Annotated in this window: 19 protein-coding genes and 1 pseudogene; 5 read left to right on the forward strand and 15 right to left on the reverse strand. The window is 72.1% G+C overall.

The window, feature by feature from the left end; genetic code table 11:
• Position 1: 1 nt before the first annotated feature.
• Together ACZ39I_RS01785 and ACZ39I_RS01790 are read right to left on the reverse strand one after the other, a co-directional pair.
• Positions 2-268 (reverse strand): protealysin inhibitor emfourin, encoded by a 267-nt coding sequence (locus ACZ39I_RS01785; RefSeq protein WP_352383775.1) that lies wholly within the window; start codon positions 266-268, stop codon positions 2-4.
• A gap of 21 nt (positions 269-289) precedes the next feature.
• Positions 290-1,357: a M4 family metallopeptidase gene (locus tag ACZ39I_RS01790; protein ID WP_467241718.1), complete on the reverse strand. Its 1,068-nt coding sequence runs from the start codon at positions 1,355-1,357 to the stop codon at positions 290-292.
• Between the two features lie 329 nt (positions 1,358-1,686).
• Between ACZ39I_RS01790 and leuA the strand changes: the two genes are divergently transcribed.
• From leuA to ACZ39I_RS01815, 5 genes are all read left to right on the forward strand, one after another.
• Entirely contained in the window at positions 1,687-3,408 is a 1,722-nt protein-coding gene (gene leuA, locus ACZ39I_RS01795; protein ID WP_352383771.1) for a 2-isopropylmalate synthase, read from the forward strand.
• 186 nt (positions 3,409-3,594) lie between these two features.
• Positions 3,595-4,290 (forward strand): TerB family tellurite resistance protein, encoded by a 696-nt coding sequence (locus tag ACZ39I_RS01800; RefSeq protein ID WP_467241721.1) that lies wholly within the window; start codon positions 3,595-3,597, stop codon positions 4,288-4,290.
• A 474-nt stretch (positions 4,291-4,764) separates the two neighbouring features.
• Positions 4,765-6,840: an MMPL family transporter gene (locus ACZ39I_RS01805; RefSeq protein ID WP_467241723.1), complete on the forward strand. Its 2,076-nt coding sequence runs from the start codon at positions 4,765-4,767 to the stop codon at positions 6,838-6,840.
• Positions 6,837-8,129, forward strand: a complete 1,293-nt coding sequence (locus ACZ39I_RS01810) for a sensor histidine kinase (protein WP_467241726.1) — start codon at positions 6,837-6,839, stop codon at positions 8,127-8,129. The genes ACZ39I_RS01805 and ACZ39I_RS01810 overlap by 4 nt, the downstream gene beginning before the upstream one ends.
• Positions 8,126-8,797, forward strand: a complete 672-nt coding sequence (locus tag ACZ39I_RS01815) for a response regulator transcription factor (protein ID WP_467241727.1) — start codon at positions 8,126-8,128, stop codon at positions 8,795-8,797. The genes ACZ39I_RS01810 and ACZ39I_RS01815 overlap by 4 nt, the downstream gene beginning before the upstream one ends.
• On the opposite strand, the gene ACZ39I_RS01820 is transcribed toward ACZ39I_RS01815, so the two are convergent.
• From ACZ39I_RS01820 to ACZ39I_RS01880, 13 genes and pseudogenes are all read right to left on the reverse strand, one after another.
• Positions 8,791-12,903: a tetratricopeptide repeat protein gene (locus tag ACZ39I_RS01820; protein ID WP_467241729.1), complete on the reverse strand. Its 4,113-nt coding sequence runs from the start codon at positions 12,901-12,903 to the stop codon at positions 8,791-8,793. The two genes, ACZ39I_RS01815 and ACZ39I_RS01820, sit on opposite strands and share 7 nt — an antisense overlap.
• A complete protein-coding gene (locus ACZ39I_RS01825) occupies positions 12,900-14,615 on the reverse strand; it encodes a toll/interleukin-1 receptor domain-containing protein (RefSeq protein WP_467241730.1) in 1,716 nt (571 codons plus the stop codon). The genes ACZ39I_RS01820 and ACZ39I_RS01825 overlap by 4 nt, the downstream gene beginning before the upstream one ends.
• On the reverse strand, positions 14,612-16,246 hold the full coding sequence (locus ACZ39I_RS01830) for a tetratricopeptide repeat protein (protein WP_467241732.1): 1,635 nt from the start codon (positions 16,244-16,246) through the stop codon (positions 14,612-14,614). The genes ACZ39I_RS01825 and ACZ39I_RS01830 overlap by 4 nt, the downstream gene beginning before the upstream one ends.
• Before the next feature lie 54 nt (positions 16,247-16,300).
• Positions 16,301-16,558 carry a hypothetical protein gene (locus ACZ39I_RS01835; RefSeq protein ID WP_467241734.1) on the reverse strand — a complete coding sequence of 86 codons (258 nt, stop codon included), beginning with the start codon at positions 16,556-16,558 and terminating at the stop codon, positions 16,301-16,303.
• Complete coding sequence (locus tag ACZ39I_RS01840; protein ID WP_467241735.1) at positions 16,555-16,701, reverse strand: hypothetical protein; 147 nt, start codon at positions 16,699-16,701, stop codon at positions 16,555-16,557. Before ACZ39I_RS01840 ends, ACZ39I_RS01835 begins: the two co-directional genes overlap by 4 nt.
• Positions 16,698-18,239, reverse strand: coding sequence for a hypothetical protein (locus ACZ39I_RS01845; protein WP_467241737.1), 1,542 nt, complete (start codon positions 18,237-18,239; stop codon positions 16,698-16,700). The genes ACZ39I_RS01840 and ACZ39I_RS01845 overlap by 4 nt, the downstream gene beginning before the upstream one ends.
• Positions 18,236-19,720 carry a hypothetical protein gene (locus ACZ39I_RS01850; RefSeq protein WP_467241739.1) on the reverse strand — a complete coding sequence of 495 codons (1,485 nt, stop codon included), beginning with the start codon at positions 19,718-19,720 and terminating at the stop codon, positions 18,236-18,238. Before ACZ39I_RS01850 ends, ACZ39I_RS01845 begins: the two co-directional genes overlap by 4 nt.
• Positions 19,717-21,678: an Hsp70 family protein gene (locus ACZ39I_RS01855; RefSeq protein ID WP_467241741.1), complete on the reverse strand. Its 1,962-nt coding sequence runs from the start codon at positions 21,676-21,678 to the stop codon at positions 19,717-19,719. The genes ACZ39I_RS01850 and ACZ39I_RS01855 overlap by 4 nt, the downstream gene beginning before the upstream one ends.
• Positions 21,679-21,695: 17 nt before the next feature.
• Positions 21,696-22,142 (reverse strand): J domain-containing protein, encoded by a 447-nt coding sequence (locus tag ACZ39I_RS01860; RefSeq protein WP_062043154.1) that lies wholly within the window; start codon positions 22,140-22,142, stop codon positions 21,696-21,698.
• Between the two features lie 205 nt (positions 22,143-22,347).
• Complete coding sequence (locus ACZ39I_RS01865) at positions 22,348-22,860, reverse strand: RipA family octameric membrane protein (RefSeq protein ID WP_467241744.1); 513 nt, start codon at positions 22,858-22,860, stop codon at positions 22,348-22,350.
• 73 nt (positions 22,861-22,933) lie between these two features.
• Positions 22,934-23,137 (reverse strand): annotated as a pseudogene (locus ACZ39I_RS01870) (dihydrodipicolinate synthase family protein); the annotation flags it as partial.
• An 88-nt stretch (positions 23,138-23,225) separates the two neighbouring features.
• Positions 23,226-24,155 (reverse strand): hypothetical protein, encoded by a 930-nt coding sequence (locus ACZ39I_RS01875; RefSeq protein WP_467241746.1) that lies wholly within the window; start codon positions 24,153-24,155, stop codon positions 23,226-23,228.
• Entirely contained in the window at positions 24,152-24,679 is a 528-nt protein-coding gene (locus ACZ39I_RS01880) for a SigE family RNA polymerase sigma factor (protein ID WP_467241747.1), read from the reverse strand. The genes ACZ39I_RS01875 and ACZ39I_RS01880 overlap by 4 nt, the downstream gene beginning before the upstream one ends.
• Positions 24,680-24,737: the final 58 nt, after the last annotated feature.

The following is a 24,737-nucleotide window of genomic DNA, read 5'->3' on the forward strand; positions in this document are numbered from 1 at the left end:
GTTACGCGCCCTCTTTGAGTACTTTCGAGATCAGCTGCCGCTGCTCCTCCGTCAGCCGGGGATCGGCCGCGTAGACCGTCCTGCCGTCCACGGTGATCTCGTAGCTGAAGCCGTCCGGAACCCCGATGGGCCGGGTGCCCCGGCCGGCGGCGAGAGCCTTCTCGGCCAGGGCCTGCCATTCGTGGGCATCGGGCCGCCCGGAGGTGTCGACCTCCTTGTGCCGCTCGATGCCCGCGAACCCGCCCGTGCGCCGCACCTGAATACGCATGGGTCCCTGTCTAGTACGGACTCACAGGATCCGCACCCCGACCTGCTCCCAGGCCTTCGACACGGCCTGGAGTTCGTCGCCCTCGTTGAAGCGGGCCTTCGCCGCCGCGACCGTGAGCTTCGCGAAGTCGGTGAACAGGGCCCGCTCGGAGAGCTCGCCGCCGGTCAGGACGTCGTACCAGATCTGTCCCGCCTTCTCCCAGGCGTGCCCGCCGAGGGCGTTCGCGACCAGGTAGAACGCGTGGTTGGGGATGCCGGAGTTGATGTGCACGCCGCCGTTGTCGCGGCCGGTGCGGACGTAGTCGTCCATCGTCGCCGGCTGCGGGTCCTTGCCGAGCACGTCGTCGTCGTACGCCGTGCCCGGCGCCTTCATCGAGCGCAGTGCCTTGCCGGAGACGCTGGGCGCGAGCAGGCCCGCGCCGATCAGCCAGTCGGCCTCCGCGGCGGTCTGGCCGAGCGTGTACTGCTTGATGAGCGAGCCGAAGACGTCGGACATCGACTCGTTGAGGGCGCCCGGCTGCCCGTAGTACGTGAGGTTCGCCGTGTGCTGCGTGACGCCGTGGGTGAGTTCGTGGCCGATGACGTCGATCGGGATGGTGAAGTCGAGGAAGATCTCGCCGTCGCCGTCGCCGAACACCATCTGCTCGCCGTTCCAGAAGGCGTTGTTGTAGTTCTCGTCGAAGTGCACGGTGGCGTCGAGCGGGAGGCCGTCGCCGTCGATGGAGTGGCGCGCGTAGGCCTTCAGGTAGAGGTCGAAGGTGGCGCCGAGACCGGCGTAGGCGCGGTTGACCGTGGCGTCCTGGCCGGGCTCGGAGCCCTCGGCGCGGACCTTGCTGCCCGGCAGGCCGGTCCGGTGGCCGGCGTCGTACACGGTCCGCAGCGGCTGGTCCGACGGGGCCTTCGCCGTCGGCGCGGCCGCGAGGCTGAACTCGGTCGTCACGCGGCGGCGCCCGCGCAGCTCGCTGTCGCGCATCAGGGTGCGCCGGGCGGGACCGGAGAGTGCGGGGTCGTCGTTGCGGGCCAGCTTGTCCAGGACGTGTGGCGGTACGACGGTGCAGAAGACGGGCTCGAAGCCCCCGTGGGTCGTCATGCCCGGCACCCTTGCACTGAGTCATGACGGTGTCACTAGCCGCAACCATGATTGGTGAAATATGCGGACAGGGAAGCACACGCTCCGTGACGAAGTGGTATGGCGCACTTTTTGTCCGCTTCACTCCCTTTCGATTCCCTGGTCCCGCATACTGATACAGCACCCCGCACCGAGAGCGGCTCCGCTAGCATTCTGCGCATCATGCGTTTCGGGCTGCTTCTTCTTAGCTGCCGCGGCGAGGGCCTGTAGTCCAGGTCGACTCCCTCCCCGCGGAGCTTCGCGTTGCGTGTCGGCCGTCCTTCCCGGACATCCTGAGGAGCCCCGCAATCATGGCGAACCGCCAGCAGCCCACCACCATGCCGATCCACAAGTACGGCCAGTACGAGCAGGTCGACATCCCGGACCGCACCTGGCCGAACAAGCGGATCACCGTCGCCCCCCGCTGGCTCTCCACCGACCTGCGCGACGGCAACCAGGCACTGATCGACCCGATGTCGCCCGAGCGCAAGCGCCGGATGTTCGACCAGCTGGTCAAGATGGGCTACAAGGAGATCGAGGTCGGCTTCCCGGCCTCCGGCCAGACCGACTTCGACTTCGTACGCTCCATCGTCGAGGAGCCGGGCGCGATCCCCGACGACGTCACGATCTCCGTACTGACCCAGGCCCGCGAGGACCTGATCGAGCGGACCGTCGAGTCGCTGAAGGGCGCCAAGCGCGCCACCGTCCACCTGTACAACGCCACCGCGCCCGTCTTCCGCCGCGTGGTCTTCCGCGGCTCCAGGGACGACATCAAGCAGATCGCCGTCGACGGCACCCGCCTGGTGATGGAGTACGCGGAGAAGCTGCTGGGCCCGGAGACGGAGTTCGGCTACCAGTACAGCCCCGAGATCTTCACCGACACCGAGCTGGACTTCGCTCTGGAGGTCTGCGAGGCGGTGATGGACGTCTACCAGCCGGGTCCGGGCCGCGAGATCATCCTCAACCTGCCCGCCACGGTGGAGCGTTCGACCCCCTCCACGCACGCGGACCGCTTCGAGTGGATGCACCGCAACCTCTCCCGCCGCGAGTACGTGTGCATCTCGATCCACCCGCACAACGACCGCGGCACCGCCGTCGCCGCCGCCGAGCTGGCGCTGATGGCCGGCGCCGACCGCGTCGAGGGCTGTCTGTTCGGGCAGGGCGAGCGCACCGGCAACGTCGACCTGGTCACCCTGGGCATGAACCTGTTCTCGCAGGGCGTCGACCCGCAGATCGACTTCTCCGACATCGACGAGATCCGTCGTACGTGGGAGTACTGCAACCAGATGGAGGTCCACCCGCGCCACCCGTACGTGGGAGACCTGGTCTACACGTCCTTCTCCGGCTCCCACCAGGACGCCATCAAGAAGGGCTTCGACGCCATGGAGGCCGACGCGGCCGCCAAGGGCGTCACCGTCGACGACATCGAGTGGGCGGTGCCGTACCTGCCGATCGACCCCAAGGACGTCGGCCGCTCCTACGAGGCCGTCATCCGCGTCAACTCGCAGTCCGGCAAGGGCGGTATCGCGTACGTCCTGAAGAACGACCACAAGCTGGACCTGCCGCGCCGGATGCAGATCGAGTTCTCGAAGCTCATCCAGGCCAAGACGGACGCCGAGGGCGGCGAGGTCAAGGGCTCCGACATCTGGGCGGTCTTCCAGGACGAGTACCTGCCGAACCCCGAGAACCCGTGGGGCCGTATCCAGGTCAAGAACGGGCAGTCGACGACCGACACGGACGGCGTGGACACGCTGAAGGTGGAGGCCACCGTCGACGGCGTCGACACCGTCCTGACCGGCTCGGGCAACGGCCCGATCTCGGCCTTCTTCGACGCGCTGGCCAAGGTCGGCATCGACGCCCGGCTGCTGGACTACCAGGAGCACACGATGAGCGAGGGCGCCTCCGCGCAGGCCGCCTCCTACATCGAATGCGCGATCGACGGCAAGGTTCTGTGGGGAATCGGGATCGACGCGAACACGACGCGTGCGTCGCTGAAGGCGGTCGTCTCCGCCGTCAACCGAGCCGCTCGATAATCACTCTGACCGGCGGTTTCGGGGCCTTGGTCGCTGTATACGGCGATCAAGGCCCCGTCGTTTATCGGCCATCGGCGCGTGGAGGTCACGGGTAGGTCTCGTCGGGGGTGCTGACTCCGCCTCACTCATGTGGCTAACATCACGCAAGCGCGGCGATGTTGCCGCGGGGTTACGCGGAGGTGCGACGTGCTGCCAGAACGGGGACGAAACGGCCGTGCCACCAGGCCTGCGCGCCTCCTGGGTACCCGTACCGCGTGGACGACCGTCGGCGACGGCGAGTTCTTCTGCCCGGGCTGCGGGGGCGACCGCAACTTCCGGCGGCTGACGGGCCGTCGCCGCCTCGTGCTGCTGGGCGTGCCGGTGCTGCCGCGCGGCGACACAGGGCCGGTGGTGGAATGCGCGGCCTGCGGGCGCCACTTCGGCACCGACGTCCTCGACCACCCGACCACGACCCGTTTCTCGGCCATGCTCCGCGACGCCGTCCACACCGTCGCGCTCGCGGTCCTGGCGGCGGGCGGCACCTGCTCGCGCACCTCGCTGGAGACCGCGGCCGCCACCGTCCGCGCGGCGGGCTTCGACGACTGCACCGAGGGCCAGCTGGAGGCCCTGGTCGAGGCCCTCGCCGAGGACACCGGCCGGGTCTACGACCGCCCGTGCGGGGCCGGCCTGGCCATAGAGCTCCACGAGGCCCTCGACCCGCTCGCCCCCCACCTCGCCCCGGCGGGCCGCGAGTCGATCCTCCTCCAGGCGGCCCGCATCGCCCTCGCGGACGGCCCGTACACCCCGGCGGAACGGGACGTCCTCACGACGGTGGGCTCGGCCCTGACGATCTGCGCGGACGACGTGGCGAGGCTGTTGGCGGCGGCGCGGACGCCGTCCTGATACTCCAGTGCCGGGGCCCGCGAGTGGGGGCCTGCTGCGGACGGCCCGTGGGACCTCCTCACCACCGTGAGCTCGGTTTCGGCGACCCGGACGACGTGGCACGGCTCCTGGCAGCGGCGCGGACGCCGTCCTGATACGCCCGTGCCGGGGCCGCGAGTCGGGCGCCCGTTTCAGGCGGCCCATGGGGCCTCTTCACCGCCGTGGGCTCGGCCCTGGAGGCCCGGACGACGTGGCACGGCTCCTGGCAGCGGCGCGGACGCCGTCCTGACGCTTTTGCCGTGGGCTCGGCCCTGACGACGCACCCAGGCTGCTCGTGACGGGCCCGGACGCCCTTCTGATACTCCCCGGGGAGTAGTCCGCGCCTCGGGTCACCCGTGGCAGTAGCCCCCGACTCGCCCTCCCGCCCGACGAACCGCGGGCCTTGCGCCGGGAGTCTGGAAGCGATTCAGACGTCCGACCGGAGGGAGGCCCGTCATGGGGGCCGCAAAGATGAGCGCACGGCGGCGACGTGCCGTGCCCTGGCTCGTGCTGGGGCTGTGGATCGTCGTGCTGGCGGCCGTGTCGCCGTTCGCGTCGAAGCTCGCGGACGTGCAGCGGGACCGGGCCGTGGACTATCTGCCGGCGAGCGCGGACTCGACGCAGGTCGCGAAGATCCAGGAGCGGCTGCCCGGGGGCGAGGCCACGCAGATGGTCGTCGTCTATCACCGGGACGGTGGGCTGACGGCGGCCGACAGGGCGACCGCGGCCGGGCAGATCGGGCGGATCGCGGACGCGCACCCGCTCGCCGCCGAGCCGCAGGGCATTCCGTCCAAGGACGGGACCACCGTGATGTATCCCGTCGCCAGCACCGAGCCGGGCACCGACGAGAAGGCCCGCGACCTCCTCGTCAACGACGTGCGCGACATCGCGAAGGGCGGGAACGGGCTCGGCGTCGAGGTCGGCGGGGAAGGAGCCCTCGCCACCGATGCAGGCGAGGTCTACGACTCGCTCGGCGGCCCGCTGCTCTACACCACCGCCGCGGTGGTCGCCCTGCTGCTGATCGTCATCTACCGCAGCCCGCTGCTGTGGCTGGTGCCGCTCGGGGTCGCGGGCATGTCGGAGTTCCTGGCGCGGGCCGTCGCCTACGGCCTCCACCAGGGGTTCGGGACCGCCGTCACCGGTCAGAGCGGCGGCATCATGACGATCCTCGTGTTCGGCGCCGGCACCGACTACGCGCTGCTGCTCGTCTCCCGGTACCGCGAGGAGCTACGGCGCACCGAGCGGCCGTACGACGCCATGGCGGCCGCGCTGAAGGGTTGCGGGCCCGCCGTGCTCGCCTCCTCCGGGACCGTGGCCGCGGGACTGCTGTGCCTGCTCGCCGCCGACCTCAACAGCAGCCGCGGAATGGGCCCGTTGGGGACGGTCGGCGTGCTGGTCGCGCTCGCCGCGATGATGACGCTGCTGCCCGCGGTCCTGGTCCTGCTGGGGCGGGGCGTCTTCTGGCCGCTCGTGCCCCGCTACGGCAGCACCCCCAAGGTCCGCCGGTCGCTGTTCGCCGCGATGGGCAGCTCGGCCGGCCGGCGGCCGCTCACCGTGCTGGCCGGCGGGGCCGTGCTGCTCGGAGCGCTCGCGCTGGGCGTGCTGAACCTGCCCGGCAGCCTCAAGCAGGAGGACTCCTTCACCAGCAGGCCCGACGCCGTCGCCGCCATGGAGACACTCGCCGAGGCCTATCCGGAGCGGGGCACCCAGCCCATCACCGTCATCGCCCCGGCCGACCGCGCCGACGCGGCCCTCGCCGCGGCCCGCGGCACCGAGGGCGTCGACAGCGCGCGCAAGGGCCGTACCGGAGACGGCTGGACCGAGATCTCCGTCACCGCGAAGAACGCTCCCCAGTCCGCCGGGGAGACCGCGACCATCAAGGCCCTGCGGGACGGACTCGACGGCTCCTACGTCGGCGGGCCCAGCGCCGAGCAACTCGACCTGAAGGACACCAACGCCCGGGACCGGACGATCGTCGTGCCGATCGTCCTCGTCTCCGTGCTGCTCATCCTGATCGTCCTGCTGCGGTCCCTCGTCGCGCCGCTGCTCCTCGTGGCCGCCGTGGTCGCCGTGTGGGCCGCGGCCCTCGGCATCGGCGGACTGGTCTTCGGGCCGGTGTTCGGGTTCGAGGGCACCGATCCCGGGCTCGGGCTGCTGTCCTTCGTGTTCCTGGTCGCCCTCGGCGTCGACTACGGCATCTTCCTGATGCACCGCATGCGCGAGGAGTCCCTGGCCGGCGCCGAACCGGTCACCGCCGCCCTCACCGCGCTGCGGACCACGGGCGGGGTCATCGCCTCCGCCGGACTCGTCCTCGCGGCCACCTTCGCGGTGCTCACCAACATGCCGCTGGTCCAACTCGTCGAGCTGGGCTTCGTGATCGCGGTGGGCGTGCTCCTCGACACCTTCCTCGTCCGCACCTACCTGGTCACCAGCGCGGCCGTCGCGCTGCGGCGGAAAGTGTGGTGGCCGGGGGCACTGTCCCGGGCGCCCGAGCCGCCGGTCCGGACCGAGCCTCAGCCGGAACGCGTGTGACGAGGTCACTCCTGGGCGCCCTTCCCTCCCGGAAGGGCGCCTTCCGGCCCGACGTCCCGGAAGATGACACCGTGCAGGAGACCACGAGACCCCGGCTGGGCGAGCGGATCATGGCGGCCGTCAACCGCGACCCGCGGACCGCCCCGCACGGCACCCGCAACGACGCGCTGCTCGCCGTCGTGCTGGCGGTGGTCGCCGTGTGCTTCGGCCTGTTCATCGACGACGGCCGCCGCCCGGACGCCCTCGGCTGGGCGTTGTTGTTCGCCGCCCATGTGCCCCTGGTGTGGCGCCGCCGCCGCCCGCTGCTGGTGCTGGCCGCGATGGTGGCGCTGGTCGTGCCGTACCACGCCCTCGACAACAACCACGCCGCCCCGACTCCGGCCGCGTTCGTCGCCCTCTACACGGTCGCCGTCACCGGCCGCCCCCTGCGGACGGTACTGACGGGCGCCGTCGTCCTCGCCGTCGCCACGAGCGTCATGCTCACCGTCAGCGCCCATCAGGCCGTCGAACTGCTGCGGACCTCCGGCTGGATCATCGCGGTCCTCTTCTGCGGCATCGACGTCCGCTACTACCGCCAGTACGTCGCCTCCATCGTCGAGCGCGCCGTTCGCGCCGAACGCACCCGCGAGGAGGAGGCCCGCCGCCGGGTCGCCGAGGAACGGCTGCGCATCGCCCGCGACCTGCACGACCTGCTCGCCCACAGCATCACCCTGATCGGCGTGCAGACCTCCGTCGCCGCGCACGTCCTGGCCGCCGACCCCGAGCGCCTGGACCGGGAGGCGGTCGCCACCGCACTCGACGACATCTCCGAGACCTGCCGCACCGCGCGCGGTGAACTCCGTACGACGCTGGAGGTGCTGCGCGACCACGGCCCCGCGGACACCCGTGGCCCGCTGCCCGGCCTCGACGGTCTGCCCGACCTCGTCGCGGCGGCACGCCTCGCGGGCGCCCGCGTCGAACAGGACCTGAGCATCCGCGCGGACCCACCGCCCGCCGTCGGCGCCGCCGCCTACCGGATCGTCCAGGAGGCGCTCACCAACGCGGTCCGGCACGCGGGCCCCACCCCCGCCGTACGCCTGAGGCTGTACGACGAACCGGGCGCCCTGCGGGTGTCGGTGACCGACGACGGCACCGGGCCCGTCCCGGGCGGCAGCCCCGGCTTCGGACTGGTCGGCATGCGGGAGCGGGCCCGCAGCGTCGGTGGCACACTCGACGCCGGACCACGCCCGGACGGCGGGTTCGAGGTGACGGCGGCGCTGCCGCTCACCGTGGGGGAGGGAACCGTATGACCATCCGCGTGCTGCTCGCCGACGACCAGACCCTGGTGCGGGCCGCGTTCGCCATGCTCGTCGAGTCGGCGCGGGACATGGAGGTCGTCGCACAGGCGGGCAGCGGACGGGAGGCCGTGGAGGCGGTCCGCGCGGTGCGGCCCGACCTGGTGGTCATGGACATCCGCATGCCCGACCTCGACGGCATCGAGGCGACCCGGCTCATCGCGGCCGACGAGGAGCTCGCCGGGGTGCGGGTGCTCGTCCTGACCACCTACGACACCGACGAGAACATCGTCGAGGCGCTGCGCGCGGGGGCCTCCGGCTTCCTGGTGAAGGACACCCGGCCGGCCGAACTCCTCGACGCCATCCGCACGGTGGCGGCCGGCGAGGCGCTGCTGTCCCCGGGACCGACAGGGCGGCTGATCGAGCGGTTCCTGCGCAGCCCGTCGGTACCGATGGCGGGCGGGGGGCCCGAGTGCCTCTCCGACCGGGAGTGCGAGGTGTTGGCCCTGGTCGCGCGGGGCCTCAACAACACCGAGATCGCGGGCGCACTGGGCCTGAGCCCCCTCACCGCGAAGACCCACGTCAGCCGGATCATGGGGAAGCTGGGGGCGCGGGACCGGGCCCAACTGGTCATCGTGGCATACGAGTCGGGCGTGGTGACTCCGGGGACCCCGGGTCACTGAGGGCGCACGGTACGGAGGATCTCCGACAGCGCGGCCCGCTGCCCCTCGTCCAGGCCGGTGCCGCCCAGAACGTCACGCGCCTCGTCCGCGCACTCCGTCATGACCGTCTCGAACTCCGCGCGCAGGGTCCTGCGCCGGTGGCCGGAAGCGCTCTGCAACTGTTTGCGGAGCTCCCAGGCATGCCGGTACAGGGCGTTGACCAGCTGGTAGCGCGCCTCGGAGTTGTCGGGGTCCTCGGTGCACAGCTGCCGCAGGTCGGTGACGAGCGGACCGAACCCGTCCCGCTCGGCGCGGGACGCGTGCGCGGTCACCGTCGTGCTCACGACCAGCCTCCGGCGCAGCGCGACGGTCTCGTCGTCCGTCCAGCGGGCGAGGTCCTCGGCGACGGCCCGCGCCGACGGGACGTCCTTTCCGGAGTTGGTCCAGCGGATGTACGCGTCGATCATCAGCTCGCGCAGCCGCTCGTCGTCGGGGTCGGCCTCCAGCAGCGCGCGGATGCCCCGCACGGCATGGCTGTGGCGGCCGCGGTCGATGTCGATGCGGATGAACGACATCGCGAGCTTCTGCCGGCCACGCTCACCGAACGCCTCGTCCCGCGCCCTCGCCAGCACCTCCTCGGCCTCCTCGTACCGGTCGAGGCTGCTCAGGAGCCGGGCCAGCACGACGGCGGGACCGGTGGCCCCGGGCAGCCGGGCCACCCAGCGCTCCAGCGCCGTCACGGCGGCCGTCACGACGTCCCGATCCCGCTCGTCGGCCGGGGCACCGGACCTGTTCAGGATGTCGAACGCCGACCTGACGGAGGGGAAGTACAGCGCCTGCGGATCGTCCAGGAGGTCGACGTAGCGGTCGGGCACGGTGTTGCGGCCCCAGGACCGGCCGATGCGCCGGAAACGGTCGGCGAAGAGATCGGACGAGGACCGGGACGCGGCCTCCTCGACCGCCTCCAAGACACGGCTCACCGCGCGCTCGCAGGCGAGTTCGGTGAGCCTGTTGTTCTGCTCCACGAACGCCACCGGGTCGCCCGCGTAGCCCAGTTGCCGGACACCGGTCAGCACTGCCTCGTCCGCCGGGTCCAGGGCCAGCGCGTCGATGAGGCGCAGGTTCCCGATCACGTCGCCCGAGTACGCGGTGAGCGCCCATTCGGCCTCCGGGTCCTGCACGACGGCCTTGTTGACCGCCAGCTTCCACAGCACCCGGCGCCGCGCCCACTCCGTGTGCGTCTGCTCCTCGGCCTCGTCCCCGGGCCTGCGGGTGCGTCCCGTCGCCCGGGACGCCTCGTCGTACGCCTCCTCGACAAGCGTCACGCTCAGCCGCTCGAAGGGACCCCGCACCCGGGCCGGGAGCGCCGCCACGGCCGCGGTGACAGCGGCCGTACGGCGGTCCCGGGCGGCGGCGAGTTCCGCCTCCCCCACGGAGCGGCCCACGCCGAGCAGGAGCGTGGGGCTGCGGTGGGTCAGGAGGTGGTTCAGCTCCTCCAGGCGCAGATGCGCGGTGGCCGTCTCGACCTTGCCCCGGCCGGCCAGGACGGGCGGGATCAGCCGGGGGTCCTCGTCCAGTTCGCTGTTCGGTGTCATGCCCTGGAGCAGCGGCGCGGTGCCGAAGGAACCGGCCAGGACCCGGTGCACCTCGGCCCGTTCCGCGGCGCCGTGGCGGACGTCCCCGTGGAGCAGGGCCCGCAGATAGAGCGCTTCGAGACACTGCCGCCAGGCCTGGGCGGCATGGGCCAGATCGCCCGCCGAGGTGTGGGCCACCGCGAGGTTGCGCAGGACGGCCGGGTCCACCGGGTCGTCGGCGAGCATGGTGTTCCAGTGCCGTCGGGCCGCGGTCGTCCGCCCCAGCCGCAGCTCCGCCTCGGCCTGCTGTCCGCCGACATAGGAGCGCAGCAGGGTGACCGCCTCCCGGCGCCGCAGCTGGGGCGGATACGCCTCCAGCGTCGCCCAGGCCTCGGTGAAGTTGGCACGGAGGCGGTCCTCGGCCAGGGTGAGGGCGTGGGCGACCCGTTCGCGGGGGCCGGCGTTCTCCGGCGGCGGCGGAGGGGCGGTGGGCGTCTTCGCGGGCGCCGGGGCTTCGGCGTCCGCGGTCTCCTCGGCCGGCGGCTCCAGTTCTGCCAGCCGTGTCTGAAGTGCCCGCACCGCTTCGGACGGCGTGGGCCGCACCGTGGCGAACGCGCCCTGCACCGAGGCCAGTTTGCGTCCGACCCGCTTGGTGAGGATGTTCCGCAGACTGCCCGGTGACTGCTGAAGTCCCGTCTCGCAGTCCTCGAGCCGCTTCTGGAACTCCTCGAACGGCATGACGAGCCCGGCCGGTTCGACGGCCTTGAACATTCGGAGATCCTCCAGGCGGGCCAGCCGTACCCGCTCCCAGCGCTCCGCCAGGGCCATCAGGCCGCCGTGATCGCCCAGGACGCGGGCGAAGTCGGCCTCCTCCTCGACCGTCTTCCGCTGGAGGCCCTTGGCGTGACGGACGGCCTCCTCCAGAAGCCCGGTCAGCCGGGCCGCCTCCTCCTCGAACACCGCGAGCCGCTCGTCGGGGCCGGACGGATCCAAGGCGTCCAGCGGGGCGTCCACCGAGGCACGGCCCGCCAGCTCGGTCAGGCGCGCGTCGAGAGCCAGTGCCGCCGCGGAGGGTGCCGGTTCCACGCCCGCGAACTCGTCGCGGTGCCGACCGAGTGTGCGGGCCACCCGCTTGGTGAGGATGTTCCGCACGCTGCCCAGCGGCTCCTGGAACTCCGACTCGCACGCCTCCAGTTGCCCCTGGAACTCCTCGAACGGCATGACCAGACCTGCCGGTTCGGTCCCTTTGAAGCGGCCCAGCTCCTCCAGCCAGGACAGCCGTACGGTCTCCAGGCGGTCCATGAGGGCGGTCAGGAGTCCGTGGTCCCCGGAGATCCGCGCGTAGGCGGACCCGTCGGCGACCGCCCCTCGGGCCAGCTCCTTCGCATGGGCCTGGGTGTCCTTGCGGAGGTCCTGCAGCGCGTCCGCGAGGTTCGTGAAGTACGCCAGTCGCTCGTCGGGACCGACCGTCCGGGTCTCCTCGGGACCGGCCTGCGGCGGGGCGTCCGCCAGGGGAGCCGGGGGGCCTTCGCCCAGCGCCCGCCAGGCCGCCGCCAGAGCCTTCTCGTGCCGGTCCGGCTCGCCGTCGGTGAACGCCCTGGCCGCCGCGTGCGCGCCGAGGTCGGGGAGGCGCAGTGGCCGCCACAGCAGCCGCTGCCGGTGGATCAACGCGACCAGGACGTCAGGGAGGGAACGCTCCGCGAGACAGCTCGCGAGCCGGGCCGGGAGCTCGGCGAGGTCCGACTCGAAGAGGTCGCAGACCAGATGCAGCAGGCGGGTCGCGGGACCCTCGTCGGGCGGCAGGCGCTTCGCCAGCCGGCGTACGGTCGCGGGCGGGTAGCCGTACACCATCCACTGCACGGCGAGGACGGTGAACGAGGCCGTCCCGCCCGTGCGGCGGTCCGCCATGGCGCAGACGGCCTCCAGCTCGGCGTGGAGTGCGTCCCTGGTCCGCTCGGCGGTACGGCCGCGCAGTCGGCCGTCGGCCGTCATGTCGTGGACGCCGCTCCAGCGGCACTCCCCGGGCCGCAGCAGCGGCAGCGCGGGCTGTCCGTCCTCGTTACCGAAGTCGGCCAAGTCGCCCACGTCGGCCAAGTCGCCGAAGTCGTCCCGTCCTGTGCGGATCCGGTCGGCGATGTCGTCGGCCCGGACCCGGTGTTCGTCGGTGTAGCCGGGCGTGCCCGACCGCTCCTCGTCCAAGCCCCGGTACGCGAGGCCGAGATGGGCCCAGACACGGTGGTTGACGGGGGAGAGGGCGGCGGCGGCCGTCAGCCAGCGGACGGCTGGCCCGGGGAGGCCGTGGCGGAGGTAGAGCAGCCCCACGTGGTACGGATGCTTGGGGTTGGTGCTGTCCAGTCGGTGCGCGCGGGCCAGTAGGGTCAGGGCGGTCGCCGGGTCCGTGGCGGGGTGGACGCCGATCCGGAAGCTCGCCTCGACGACTGCGTCCAGCTGGCCCTGGGTGACGGGCCTGCCCTGTGCGATCTCGGACCACCAGTGCCCGGCGTTGCGCCACAGCACGTCGGGCCGGTGCTCCAGCCTCTTGTGCGCGGTCATGCCGGGGTACCCTCTCCGCCCAGTTCCGCCACCGGCAGCATCAGCAGACGCCGGCCGTCCGACACCACCGCCCGATCGCCGTCCGGGGACACGGCCAGAGGGTGGGGGCGGACGTAGGTGGTACGGCCGTCACGGACCAGGGCGTGGGAGCCGTCGGGATGCTCCACGACCAGCAGCCGCCCGCCCAGCGCGGAGCTCGCCAACTCCGCCCCCGGCACCGTGCGGAACCCGACCCGCACCGCCAACTCCACGTCGAAACAGACACCCTGGCCCTTGGCGTCGACGATCGCGGTCAGCTCCCCGCCCGGCAGGGCCCCGGTGACCGCTGTCACCGGCTGGGTCACCTGAAGCAGCTGGCGGCGGGACAGGTCCAGCCGGTGGACGCGTTGTTCGCCGACGACCAGGGCGAAGTCCCCCACCCGCGCGATGCCGAGCAGCACGGACTCCAGGGTGTGCGCCGCCACGCTCCGGCCCGCCACGTAGTCGGTGAGCTGCCCGTCGAGCCCGCCGACCAGCAGCCGCTCGCCGTCGGCCGCCAGCACCTGCACCCCGGCGGGATGGTGCAGCACCTGCTCGGGAGCGCCGAAGGCCCACACGGAACCCGACCACATGCCGATGTGCAGGGTGTCCCCGTCGAAGGAGAGGGCTCCGGGAACGTTCAGCCGCGTCCCCTCCGCCGGGGGGAGGTCCCGGATCTGCGTCCGCCCGTCCGGCCACGCCAGCACCACCCGCCCCGACCAGTCGGCCACGGCCAGACAGTCCCGCCCGCGCGCCCACAGCCGCGGCCGGTCCCTCAACTCGGCGGTGCCGCCGCTCTCGTACGACGATCCCGTCCAGGTGTGCACCGACAGCCGCCGCCCGTCCAGGACGGCCAGGGTCCGCCCGTCCGGGAAGAACACCGGCCGGCCGCGGACCTCCAGCACCGGCCGGTCCGCCGCGTCCCACGACGGCTGCTCGCGCGGGGCCCGCACCTGGAAGGGCGCCGACGTGGCCGGGGTGCAGCCTGGGGCGGTCGCGACCAGCCGTACCTCCGCCGCCGCGGCCGGGAAGGCGAGGTCGCCGAAGACGGCCGCACCGTCGGTGAGGGGCACGGTGAGCGTGCCGGTGAGTTCGGTCTCGGACGGCTGGGCGGCGAGGGTGACCGTGCCCTGGGCGGGCCCGGCCGCTGCGCCCGCCGGGGCGGCCGTCACGGTCAGCGGCGGCAGGGTGTGACCGGTGACCACGTCCCCCGCCGGGGTGTCGAAGCGCAGGTCGGGCCGGGCGACAGCGGTGCTCAGACCCAGGGCCTCGCGGACCTCGTCGATCCAGCGCGGTCGTGACGTGGGGATCCAGTTGATCCGGTTCAGGCCGTACGGCACCTTCTTGGCCGCGTTCGGATCCATCAGCAGCGGGACGAGTCCGATGTTCCTGGTCAGCCGCAGCTTGTACGCCTCGTGCAGTTCCCACTGGCAGACGTCCTTGTCGAAGTACGTCGGCGAGTACAGCGCCACGACATGGCGGGTGTTCTCCAGCGCGTCCTCCAGGAAGTTCTGCCAGTCCGCCCCCACGGGTGTGCCGGTGCGGGACACGTCGAGGTAGATGCGCGGTGCCCGGCCGTCCGCCGTCACGCATTCCAGCAGCGCGTCGTGCAGGTCCTTGGCCTGGATGTAGTCCTCGCGGGCGTAGCTGATGAACACGTCCCACTGATCGGTGGCGCGGTCCGTCGTCGTCATGCCAGCGTCCTCGAGATCAGCTCGATCAACTGATCGAGAGTGTGCCGTGCCTCCTGGGGCAGACCGCGCTCGCGGCGCAGCCGTCGCGCCTCCTGGAGGATCGCGCCGAGCTCGGCGCGCATCCGGTGACGATCGGTGCGACCCACCCGGTCCGGCAGCTCGTTGAAGCGCCGCACGAGATCGGAGACGGCCATCGACCGCTCGACCTGATCCAGTTCCGCGAGCCGTGCCGCGATCGCCTCGTCGAGCTGTTGGACGACCTCCGTGCCGACCTCGGAGCGGGTCTTGCCGCGCAGCTCGGGAATCCTTCGCCGAAGGTCGGTCAACCGGGCCCGCAGGGTGTCCAGATCCGCGGCCGTCACGCCGCCCCGCACGGCCTCCATGGTGTCCACGTAGGCCTTCACCGCGGGGTTGACGACCGAGGCCTCCTGCCAGTTGCGGACGGCCTCCAGCAGTTCGGGGGCCTGGGCGATGGTGGGGTCGCGCAGGGCGGTCTCGGCGCAGACGACAGCCCGGTCGGGGTTGTGGCCGAGGCGCAGAAGACAGGCGGCATAGAGGAAGTTGAGCCAACGGAAGCCCGGGACGAGGGACAGCAGGTGCGCCATCAGCCGCTCCGCCTCCTCGAGCCGGCCCACGCCCATCAGGCCTGCGGCGTGCTGGGCGTCGGACTCGGCGACCAGGGTGTAGAGGTCCTCGGCGCGCTCCTCCGGCAGGGTCTCGGCGTAGGACGGGCCGCGGGTGCCGCTGAGCAGGCGGCGGACGTGCTCGTCGAGGTCGTCGAGGACGCGGGTGCGGCGCCAGTGGGGGTCCATCGCGGCCAGCTCCTCGAGGGCCCGGCGCAGTGCGCCGGTCCGGAACGCCGTCAGCGCCGGCTCGGCGTGCGGGATCAGCAGCGCGAGTCTCAGCCTGCGGGCGTAGGCCGCGACCCGTTCCCTGTCGGTGTCCGCCTCCGCGGCTCCCCGCTCGGCGGTGTCCAGCGCCTCCTCCAGCTGTCCGGCGCGGGCCTGTCCCAGAGCGAGCAGGTAGGAGAGGGTGCCCTCCTCCGGGGCCAGCTCCAAAAACGCCGCGACCCGGTCGAGGGCGCCCTCGGGGTCGGAGTCGGCGGCCCCGGCGTACGCGGTGATCTCCGCCGGGGTCAGCAGACGGCGCAGTTCCCCGCGCAGCTCCCGCACCCGCTCGCGCAGGTCGTCCGGGAGCGGTTCGTCCCGCAGCGGGCGCAGGACGCGCAGAGCCTGCACGCGTTGGTCCCCGCCCAGGTGGAAGAGACAGAACGCCCGCAGATAGCGGGCCTCCTGGTGCTCCGGGGCGATCTCCAGATACTCCTGGAGCAGCTCCAGCGCGGTCGGGTAGTTGCCGTTGCCGACATTGGCGCGGGCGTCCTCCAACAGGTCCTCGCCGTCGTCGCCGAGCTGCAGCGTGATCTCGGTGAGGGCGGCCACGGGAACCGCCAGCAGCTGCGGGGTGCCGGAGGGCCGGGCCTTCTCCGCTTCACGGGCCAGCTCCGCCAGCCGACGGTCGTGGTCGTCGACGAGGTCCCCGTGCCCCCTGACCTCCTTGAGCTCGAAGGGCGGGGTGCGCAGTGCCTGTACGGGGCGCAGCTCCTGGAACGAGTGATCGCCGGTGGCGGACACGGTGCCCCTTCCGGGTGGGTGGACTTGGTCGGCACGGTGGATACGGCGGTGGTCTCAGCCCGACTCGCCCGGTTCGGGCACGCTGCCCAGGGCGTGTTCGGCCAGCTCTCGGCAGAGCCGGTACACGGCCTCCTGGTCGGCCCGCACCATCAGCAGCAACACCCGGGCGATCGAGGCCTGTTCGAAGAGCTGGTCCGCGTCCGGCGCGGGCTTGTGCTCCACGGGCGGAAGCCGGTCGAGGAGCGCCGCGTGGTCCACCGTGGGACGTCGTCGGGCGCGGAACCCGCGGGCGGGAAGAACGCTGGGGGTCATGGGCTGTCCTCGGGGAGGAGGGTCTGGGTGGTTCTGGTGGGGTCGGTGGTCCGGGTGTGGTGCGGGGGTGGGGCGGTCCTGCGCGTTGTGGTGGTGGGCGGGCCGTGGGGGGTGTGCCGGGCGGGGAGGTCACTGCTCGTCACGGGCTCTCCTCCGGCAGGAGTGTCTGGGCGGTCCTGGTGATGACGGCGATCTCGGCGCGGTGCAGACCCGCGGCGCCCTCGGCCGCTGTGACGGCGGCGTCGTCGAGTTCGGCGAGCAGATGGCGCAGGGCCCGCTTCGCGGGGGCGTCGTCGGGCAGGTCGCGGATCCTGGGCCAGACGATCAACTCGATCCGCCGGCGCAGGGCCTCCGCCTGGCGCTTGACGTCGTCCAGCGGCGCCCGCTGGTGCGGCACGGCCTCCTCGTCCAGGTCGTCCGCGGGCACGAACCGCTGGAACTTCTCCTTCAGACGCAGGAGTTGGGACCGGTCCTCGGCCGGGCGATCGGGCTCGGCCAGAAATTCCCCGAGCAGGATGAGGTAGCGGGACAGGGCGTTGCCCTCCCCGCCGAGCTCCCGCTCGCGTTCCATGAGGTTCAGCACCTCGGGCAGCATGACGGCCTTGGCCTTCAGCCGACCCGCCTCCAGGACGGCGAGTGCCTGTTCACGTTCCGGCTGGTTCAGGGCGAAGTAGTAGCGGATCAGCCCCTCGACGAGGTCGGCGTCCCCGAGCTCGGGATCGGCTTCGCGTACGGCGGTCAGCCGTCGGTCCAGTTCCCCGAAGTCGTACTGCGAGGGCGCCCCGGACAGCGCGGGCCGGGCCCGCCACTCCCGCACCAGGGCGAGCAGCCGCAGCAGGGCGACGCCGGTGCGCAGCCGGGCCGCGGTGTCGTCGTCCGCCGGGGGCTGCCGTTCCAGCTGGTGGCCCAACTCGGCCAGCCACTCGCCCAGTTCCACGGGATCGGCGTCCTGCCAGTCGCAGGCGAGCAGGCCCAGGTCCGCCTCCACGGTGGACAGCTGCTGCTCCGCGAAGCGTGTGCGTGCCGCCGCGAAGGCCTCGCGGGCTTCTTCCGTCCGCCCGTCGAACACCGCCTGGACGCCCTTGGCGAGCCGGAGGTCGTTCAGTTCGGTCGGGATCCGGTCGGTCAGTTCGCCGAGCTCGCGCACCCGGTCGAAGTGGTGCAGCGCACCGTCGGTCTCCCGGCGCCGCCAGTGGCTCGCGGCCAGCTGGAGGTGCGAGCCGGCGGTGATGCGGCGGCTGTCGGGGCGGGCGTCGAGCAGGTCCCGGTGCTCGGCGTACAGGTCGGTGACCCGGTCGTGGTTCTCCAGGCGGGCCTGGAGCCACAGCTCCAGGTAGGCGGAGTGCTCGGTGCGCCGGCCCTCCGCGCTGATCAGTTCGTCGAGGACGGTCGCGGCGGCGCCGAAACGGGACGGGTCGTAGGCTCCCAGCATCGCCCGCACATGCGCCTGCGCGAACCGCACCCGGTTCAGCGCCCGTCCCCGCGGCCCGGCGTTGACGGCCTGCCCGAGCAGCCCCTCGGCCCGCTCCAGTTCGTCCCGGTCGTCGCTGTCCAGCAGCGCGAGGGCTTCCTGGTAGGGCCTGCGCCAGCGCCCCGGCAGCACGACGAGGAAGTACGCGCCGCTCGCCGCTGTCGTCAGGAACAGCACCGGCAGGACGACCGCCAGCAGAATCGTGGTCATGCGCCGCCCTCCAGAAGCCGTCGGTCGAGTGCGGCCAGCCGCATGCCGTGCTCGTGGATCTCGCCCGCCGCCATCTCGCGGTTCTCCCGCACTCTGCGCAGCCCGGCCCTGACCTGCTCGGCGACCTGGACGGCGGCGTCACGGCGGCCGAGCAGCAGGAAGGTCTCGGCGTAGTCGAGCATGAGGTCGAAGCGCCACCACATCAGGGTGCCCTCGTCGTGCAGCCAGGTGTGCACGTGGACGTTGGCCTCGGCGTGGGCGCCCTGACCGATGAGACACCGGGCCATCTCGTGGGCGTACTCGCGCCGTTGCCGCTGCGGGAGTCGCCGGAAGGCCCTGCGTGCCGTGTCGTTCAGGCGCTGGGTGAAGGAGTCGTCGGCGGCCCGGGCGAGGCTGCCCTGAAGGACCGACCAGAGCCCGCCGATGATCGACAGCTGAGCCGTGTACGCCTCGGGCCGTCCCTCGTCCGCCTGGACCGCCCGCTCCAGCAGCGACAGTGCCTCCAGCGGCTCGCGCAGATCCTCGCGGGCGATGTCGGCGGCCAGAAGCAGGAGTTCGTAGCTGGGACGGTCGATCAGCGCGGCGTGGGCGAGACCGACGGCCATCCGCGGGTGGCCGGCGGTGCGCAGGGAACGTACGGCCGTGACGGGGTCCATCGCGTCACGGGCCACGTCGAGGGCGTCGGCGAGACGACGGGACTCCTCGACGCCGAGGTGCCCGGCGCCCGGTCCGGTGAGCTCGCGCAGCCGGTCGCGTACCGCCCGCACCGGTTCCACCCGGCGCATCCAGGGCGGCAGGCGCTCCTCGTCGGTGAACACCGCGGCGCACGCGGCGCGGTGGAGCAGTCGTTCGGGGGCCGCCTCGGGCAGGTTGCCGAAGCAGCGCTGGGCCGCGACCGCCAGGGCGTACAGCCCCGGGTCCCGGGCGAGGGCCGGCCGGCCGGCGGCCGCCTCGGGCGTGAGGTGGGCGATCCGGGCCGGATCTTCCGTCAACTGTTCCAGGGCCGGGGCACCCCAGGGTGGCAGGGGGAGCAGCAGGGGCCCGCGGTCCTCGGTCAGCACGATGTCCGCGGGCATCGGCACCAACCCCGCGCCGATCGCCTCGCGCCAGCCGGGGTACGCCCGCAGCGCGGACGCCACGGCCGCGACCCGGTTCGCCGGATCGGGGGCGTCGAGGGCGTCGGCGAGGCTGCGCCCCGCGTCGGTCTCGTAACTGACGACCTGATACCAGTGGCCGCCGATCTGCCGCTGCTCGCCCCGCTCCCCGGGCACCACGGGAACCAGGTCGCGGCGGCGCGGCCGGGTCTGCCAGCCGACCAGCTCCGACCGCTGTTCGCCGTTGATCTCCCCGGCCGGGACGATCCGGTACCAGCGTCGCCGCCGGGGCGCGCGATAGACCGAGCCCCACCATCCGACCCCCGCGTACTCGGCGTCGATCTCCTTCTCGACGGCCTTCGTACGCTCGTCGACCGCTGTCGTCACAGTTCGTCTTCGAGCCGGTCGGCCAGCTCGTCCAGGGTGTCCTCGTCCGCGCCCGCGCGCACCGCCGTCACGAAGGCGCCGAGGGCCTCGGTGAGCGACGGTCGTGGCTGCCCGTCACGAGCCGCACGCAGTGCCTTCTTGAACAGGCGGCGGTACTCGGCGGGGACGTCGGCGGGATCGAGGTCCGGGAGTGGGGCCGACACGGGGGCCGGGACGCTCACGGGGTCCGGCACGGAGACGGGGTCCGGCACGGAGACGGCCACCGGTTCGGGGACCGTGAACTCCGGTGTCGGTCCGCCGGGTTGGCGGGGCGTCGCCCGCGGCGTGGAGCCGTTGGTGAACAACTCGACCAGTGCCAGCCGCCGTTCGTCCAGCTCGTCGACCTTTCCGATGGTCGTGCTCTGGTCGAAGGTCGCCTGGTACTCCCGGCCGGTGTTGGTGTGGGTCACCTGCACCCCGAGCAGTCCGTTCACATCGAGTGAGAACTCGACCTCGAACTGGTGGTAACCCTCGGGCCGGGGCTCGATGTCATCGAGGTGGATCGTGCCGATCAGGGTGTTGTCGTAGACGTAGTCGCCCTCGCCCTGGTAGATCGCCGCCTCGATGCGGTCGGCCTGCTCCGGATTCGTGTACGTCTTCACCTGGCGGGCCGGGATCTTGGTTCCCCGCTCGATCAGCTGGTTGAACCGGCCCTGCTGGACGCCGACACCGAGGGTGTGCTCCGTGATCAGGGTGACGGTGTAGTCCTGCTCGTCGGCGGACCGCTCGGCGGTGGGCCGGGTGGTGATGTCGAAGGCGGGGGAGGGCTCGAAGCGGTTGGCGACGAGGGCCGCGCCCCGGGCGACCAGGGTGTCGGGGTTGGCGTCGCCGCGGACGAAGCCCTCGTCCTGGTCGAAGTGGTCGAGCAGCATCTGCCGCACCCGCGGGATCCGGGTCGAACCGCCCACCAGGAGCACCGCGTGGACGTCCTCGGGCTGGACGCCCTTCTTCTCCCGCGCGAACCGCAGCGCCTCGTCGACCTGGTGCAGGGAGCGCTGCAGGATCGGCTGGATCTCACGCTCGAACGTGGCCCGGTCCAGCTCCAGGGTGGGGATGCCGTCGCCGATGTCGACGGTGGTCGTGGAGCGCAGGGACAGTTCACGCTTGGCGGCCTCCGCCGCCGCCTTGATCCGCAGCCGCTCGGTGTCCTTGGGCAGGGCCTCGCCGAGCTCCCCGACGATCCACTGGGCGATCGCGTCGTCGAAGTCACCGCCGCCCAGGCGCTGGTCTCCGGCGGTGGCGATGACCTCGATCTGGTCGTCCCGGGTCTCGATGATCGACACGTCGAAGGTGCCGCCGCCGAGGTCGAAGACCAGGTAGACCTGCCGTTCGGACTCGGCGCGGTCGACCCCGTAGGCGATGGCCGCGGCGGTGGGCTCGGGGATCAGCTGGCGAGGGTAGAGGCCGGCCAGCAGAGCCGCCTCCTCGGTGGCCTTCTTCTGCCGTTCCATGAAGTACGCCGGAACGGTCACGACCGCGTCGTGGATCTCTCCGCCCAGCGACCGCTCGGCGATCCGTTTCATCTGCATCAGCACCAGGGCACTGATCTCCTGGGGGCGCAGCCAGTCGCCGCCGAGTCTGGCCCGTACCGGTTCGCCCTCCTTGTGGACGCCGGTCGCGCCGAAGCGCTCCAGCAGCTCCGCGGTGAACACCGCGCCCATCTCCCGCTTGATCTCCACGATGGTGTCGTCCGCGCCCCGGCCGCCGGTGCGGATCGCGTTCTTGGCGTCGTGCCCGACGACGAGCGCGCCGGTGGCCGTATCGAGGCGGACGACCGAGGGAGTGGCGACGGCGGCGTTCCCCTCACGTTCGGGGTCGGCGAGGATCTGGGGGGCGAGGTCGTCGGGGTGGTAGGCGGCGACGGCCGAGTAGGTCGTGCCGAGGTCGATGCCGACGACCCGGTGCAGCTGGTCATCCATGTGAGCTCCTCCGGGGATCACTCGTCGGCGAAGCCGTCGAGCAGATGGGTGCGGGTGAAGTCGCCGGTGAAATCGGTCCGGGTGGTGTCCGTGGGATGGTGCACGTCCTCGCCGGACGCCTTCAGGAAGGCCTCGATCTCCCGGCGCAGCACGGTCAGCCCGACGGCCCTGTCATCGAGCACGGGCTCCCAGGTCGGTTGCAGGCGCAGCAGAGGCAGCGGGGGGTGCCGGGCGTCGTGCGCGGCGCGGGCCTCGGCGCTCTCCAGGTTGACGGCGTGCGCGGCGGCGATCTCCTCGTCGCTCGCTCCCCGTGCCTGGAGCAGCGCGTCGTAGCGGGCGGCGGCCGCGCGGATCTCGTCCGGCGTGGCCTCCGGCGGAACACCGAGGCGGGCGTACTCCGTCGAGCGGGGCACGACCAGCGGCAGCCCGAAAAGCGCCCCGCCGTCATGGTCGACACCGGGCATGAGTAGAGCCCCCCGTTCACGAATGCGGCGTACTGGGGGCTGGTGGCCGCCCTGTTCCGACGCGGTACTCCAGTGACGCAACACGGCGGTGGAACGGCCATGATGTGGTGGCGACTAGGAGCCGGGATTGCGGTCGGTATCTCAACTCTTTGTAGTTACCCGTGAGTTGAAACCGTGACCCACGATTTTGGCCGAATCGGTGGGGTCAGAGGGCCAGCGAGGCGAATCCCAGCAGATAGGTCACCGCGAAGGTGACGGGGATCCACTGCTCGACATGGGTCAGCGGCAGGTAGACCCGCCAGTCGCGCCCCTCGGCCAGCGCCTTCCACTCGGCGGCCGAGAAGGCGCGGGCGGGCAACCGCTGCTCCATTGCCGCGATCACCTTGAACTTCCCCTCGTTCAGTTGCCGGTACGACCGGACGGTGACCCACCAGGTCGCGCATATCGCCAGCAGCACCAACAGGCCGGCCAGGAGCATCAGCACCGAGAGGTCGCCCTGGCGCGGCCGGGACAGCCAGACGCCCAGGAAGGTGACCAGACCGCTGTTGAGCGTCAGGAAGAAGGTGTTGGCCAGGTTGCGGCGCCCGCTGACCCGGTCGGCCATCTCCACACACAACCGGTACTGCTCGAACACCGTCGCCTGGTAGGGCGCGGGTGCCTCACGGAGGCCGGGTCCGGTGACGTCGTCGTTCCACAGCGAGTTGGCGATCTCCGTCATGTCGGCATCATTCCCCAGCGGTCACCGCCGCGACCGCGAATCCCGGAGATCGACCAAAACCCCGACCCCCCTGCTACAGCAGCCCGGTCCGGGCCAGAAACGCCCCCACCCGCTCCACCTCCGCCGCCGACAACGGCACCTGCGGCTCCGCCGTCGCCGGGCAGTCGATCACGCCGCGCAGATGCAGGGCCGCGTCCCGGTCGCCCGCGCGGCACAGGCGGTCGAGACGGACGTAGCCTTCGGGGTCGACGTTGGCGAGACCGGGCACCGCCCCGTTTCGGGGAGTGCAGACGGGCGGGACGGCTCCGGTCAGGGTGAGGGGGCGCCGACCTCTGTACGGCGCCCCCCTGTCCCGAGCCGTCCGGCTACTGCACTTGCTGGTACGACGTGTCCTCGGCGGAGTCGTAGATCAGCCGGCCGGCCTTGTCGTAGCCCTTGATGTGCGGGTTCCTGGTGACCTGTTCGGTCAGGGTGCCGGAGGCGACGAACCAGCCGTGGTCGAGGACGGCTTCGCTACTGGCGCCGCCGTAGGAGACGGTCACCTTGGCCACGCTCGGTTCGACCGTGCCGATGAAGCCCCAGCCGAACGGCAGCTTCCAGTTGCCCTTGTCCAGGAACGACTGCTGGTAGAGCTTGTTGCCGTTGATGTCGGCCAGCACGGGTGGGGAGTCCGGCTGCCGGTCGTTGCCGACGCTGGTGTTCAGTCCGGAGGCCTCGCCGTCCTTGATGTTGCAGATCAGCCGGGTCTGCGTCGGCTGCTCCTTCACGGCGACCACGAAGATGCCGTCACCGGGCGAGTTGGAGTCACCGGTGCTGTTCAGCGCCAGGATGATCCGGTACTCCTCGGGCTTGCCCAGGTCCGAGGAGGTGGCCAGGCCGCCGTGGGCCGCACGGTCCCGGTCATAGGCGAGGCACTTGTCGAGCCCCGCCGCTGCCTGCTCCAGCGTGATCCCGTCCCTGAGCTGCCCCGCCGTGGCCGGTCCCGCCGGACCGCTGGGCGTGGGGGAGGGGGTGGGTGTCGGTGTGGCGCTCGCCGACGCCGTGGGTGTCGTCGCCGTGTCGGCCGTCCCCGTTCCTGCGCCGCCCACCGCGAACGCCCCCACCGGCACCGCGGCCAGGGCCACCAGGGCCGCCCCGGTCACCGCCACCCGCCGCCGTCGCTCGACCACGCCCTGGCGGCGGATCCGCGGATACGGCACCGGCGAGGGCCGGATCGTGTACGCGTCCTCGGAGAGCAGCTCCCGCAGTCGCTCCTCGAAGTCCTGCTCCTCGAAGTCCCGCTCCTCTTCGCTCATTTGGTGCCTCCCTGCGGTGCGCGGTCCATGACCTGCGCGAGCCCCGGATACGTACGCAACTTCGCCAGTCCCTTGGACGCCTGACTCTTGACGGTGCCCTGTGAGCAGCCGAGCACCTCGGCGGCCTCCGCCTCCGACAGGTCCTCCCAGTAGCGCATCACGACCACCGCCCGCTGCCTGGGCGGCAGTTGGGCCAGGGCGGCCATCAGCACCCCGCGTTCGTCGACCCGGGCCACGGCCTCGTCGCGGCCCGCCAGCTCCGGTGGCGTGTCGGTCAGCGACTCCTTGACGCGCCGCTTGCGGAAGCGGTCGCTGTTGCAGGTGACGAGCATCCGGCGGACGTACGCCTCCGGGTTGTCGCTGCCCGCCACGCGCCGCCAGGAGCGGTACGCCTTCGCCAGCGCCGTCTGCGTCAGGTCCTCGGCGAGATGGGCGTCGCCGGTGAGCAGATAGGCGGTCCGCACGAGGTGCGACCACCTGGCTCTGACGAATTCCTGGAACCGGTCCTCTTGTTCGGCCTGCATCTTCTGGCACCCTCCCTCGCCCACCAGACCACGGAGGAGGCGGATTCGGTTGCCCGGC

The organism is Streptomyces sp. NPDC024687 (assembly GCF_055559055.1).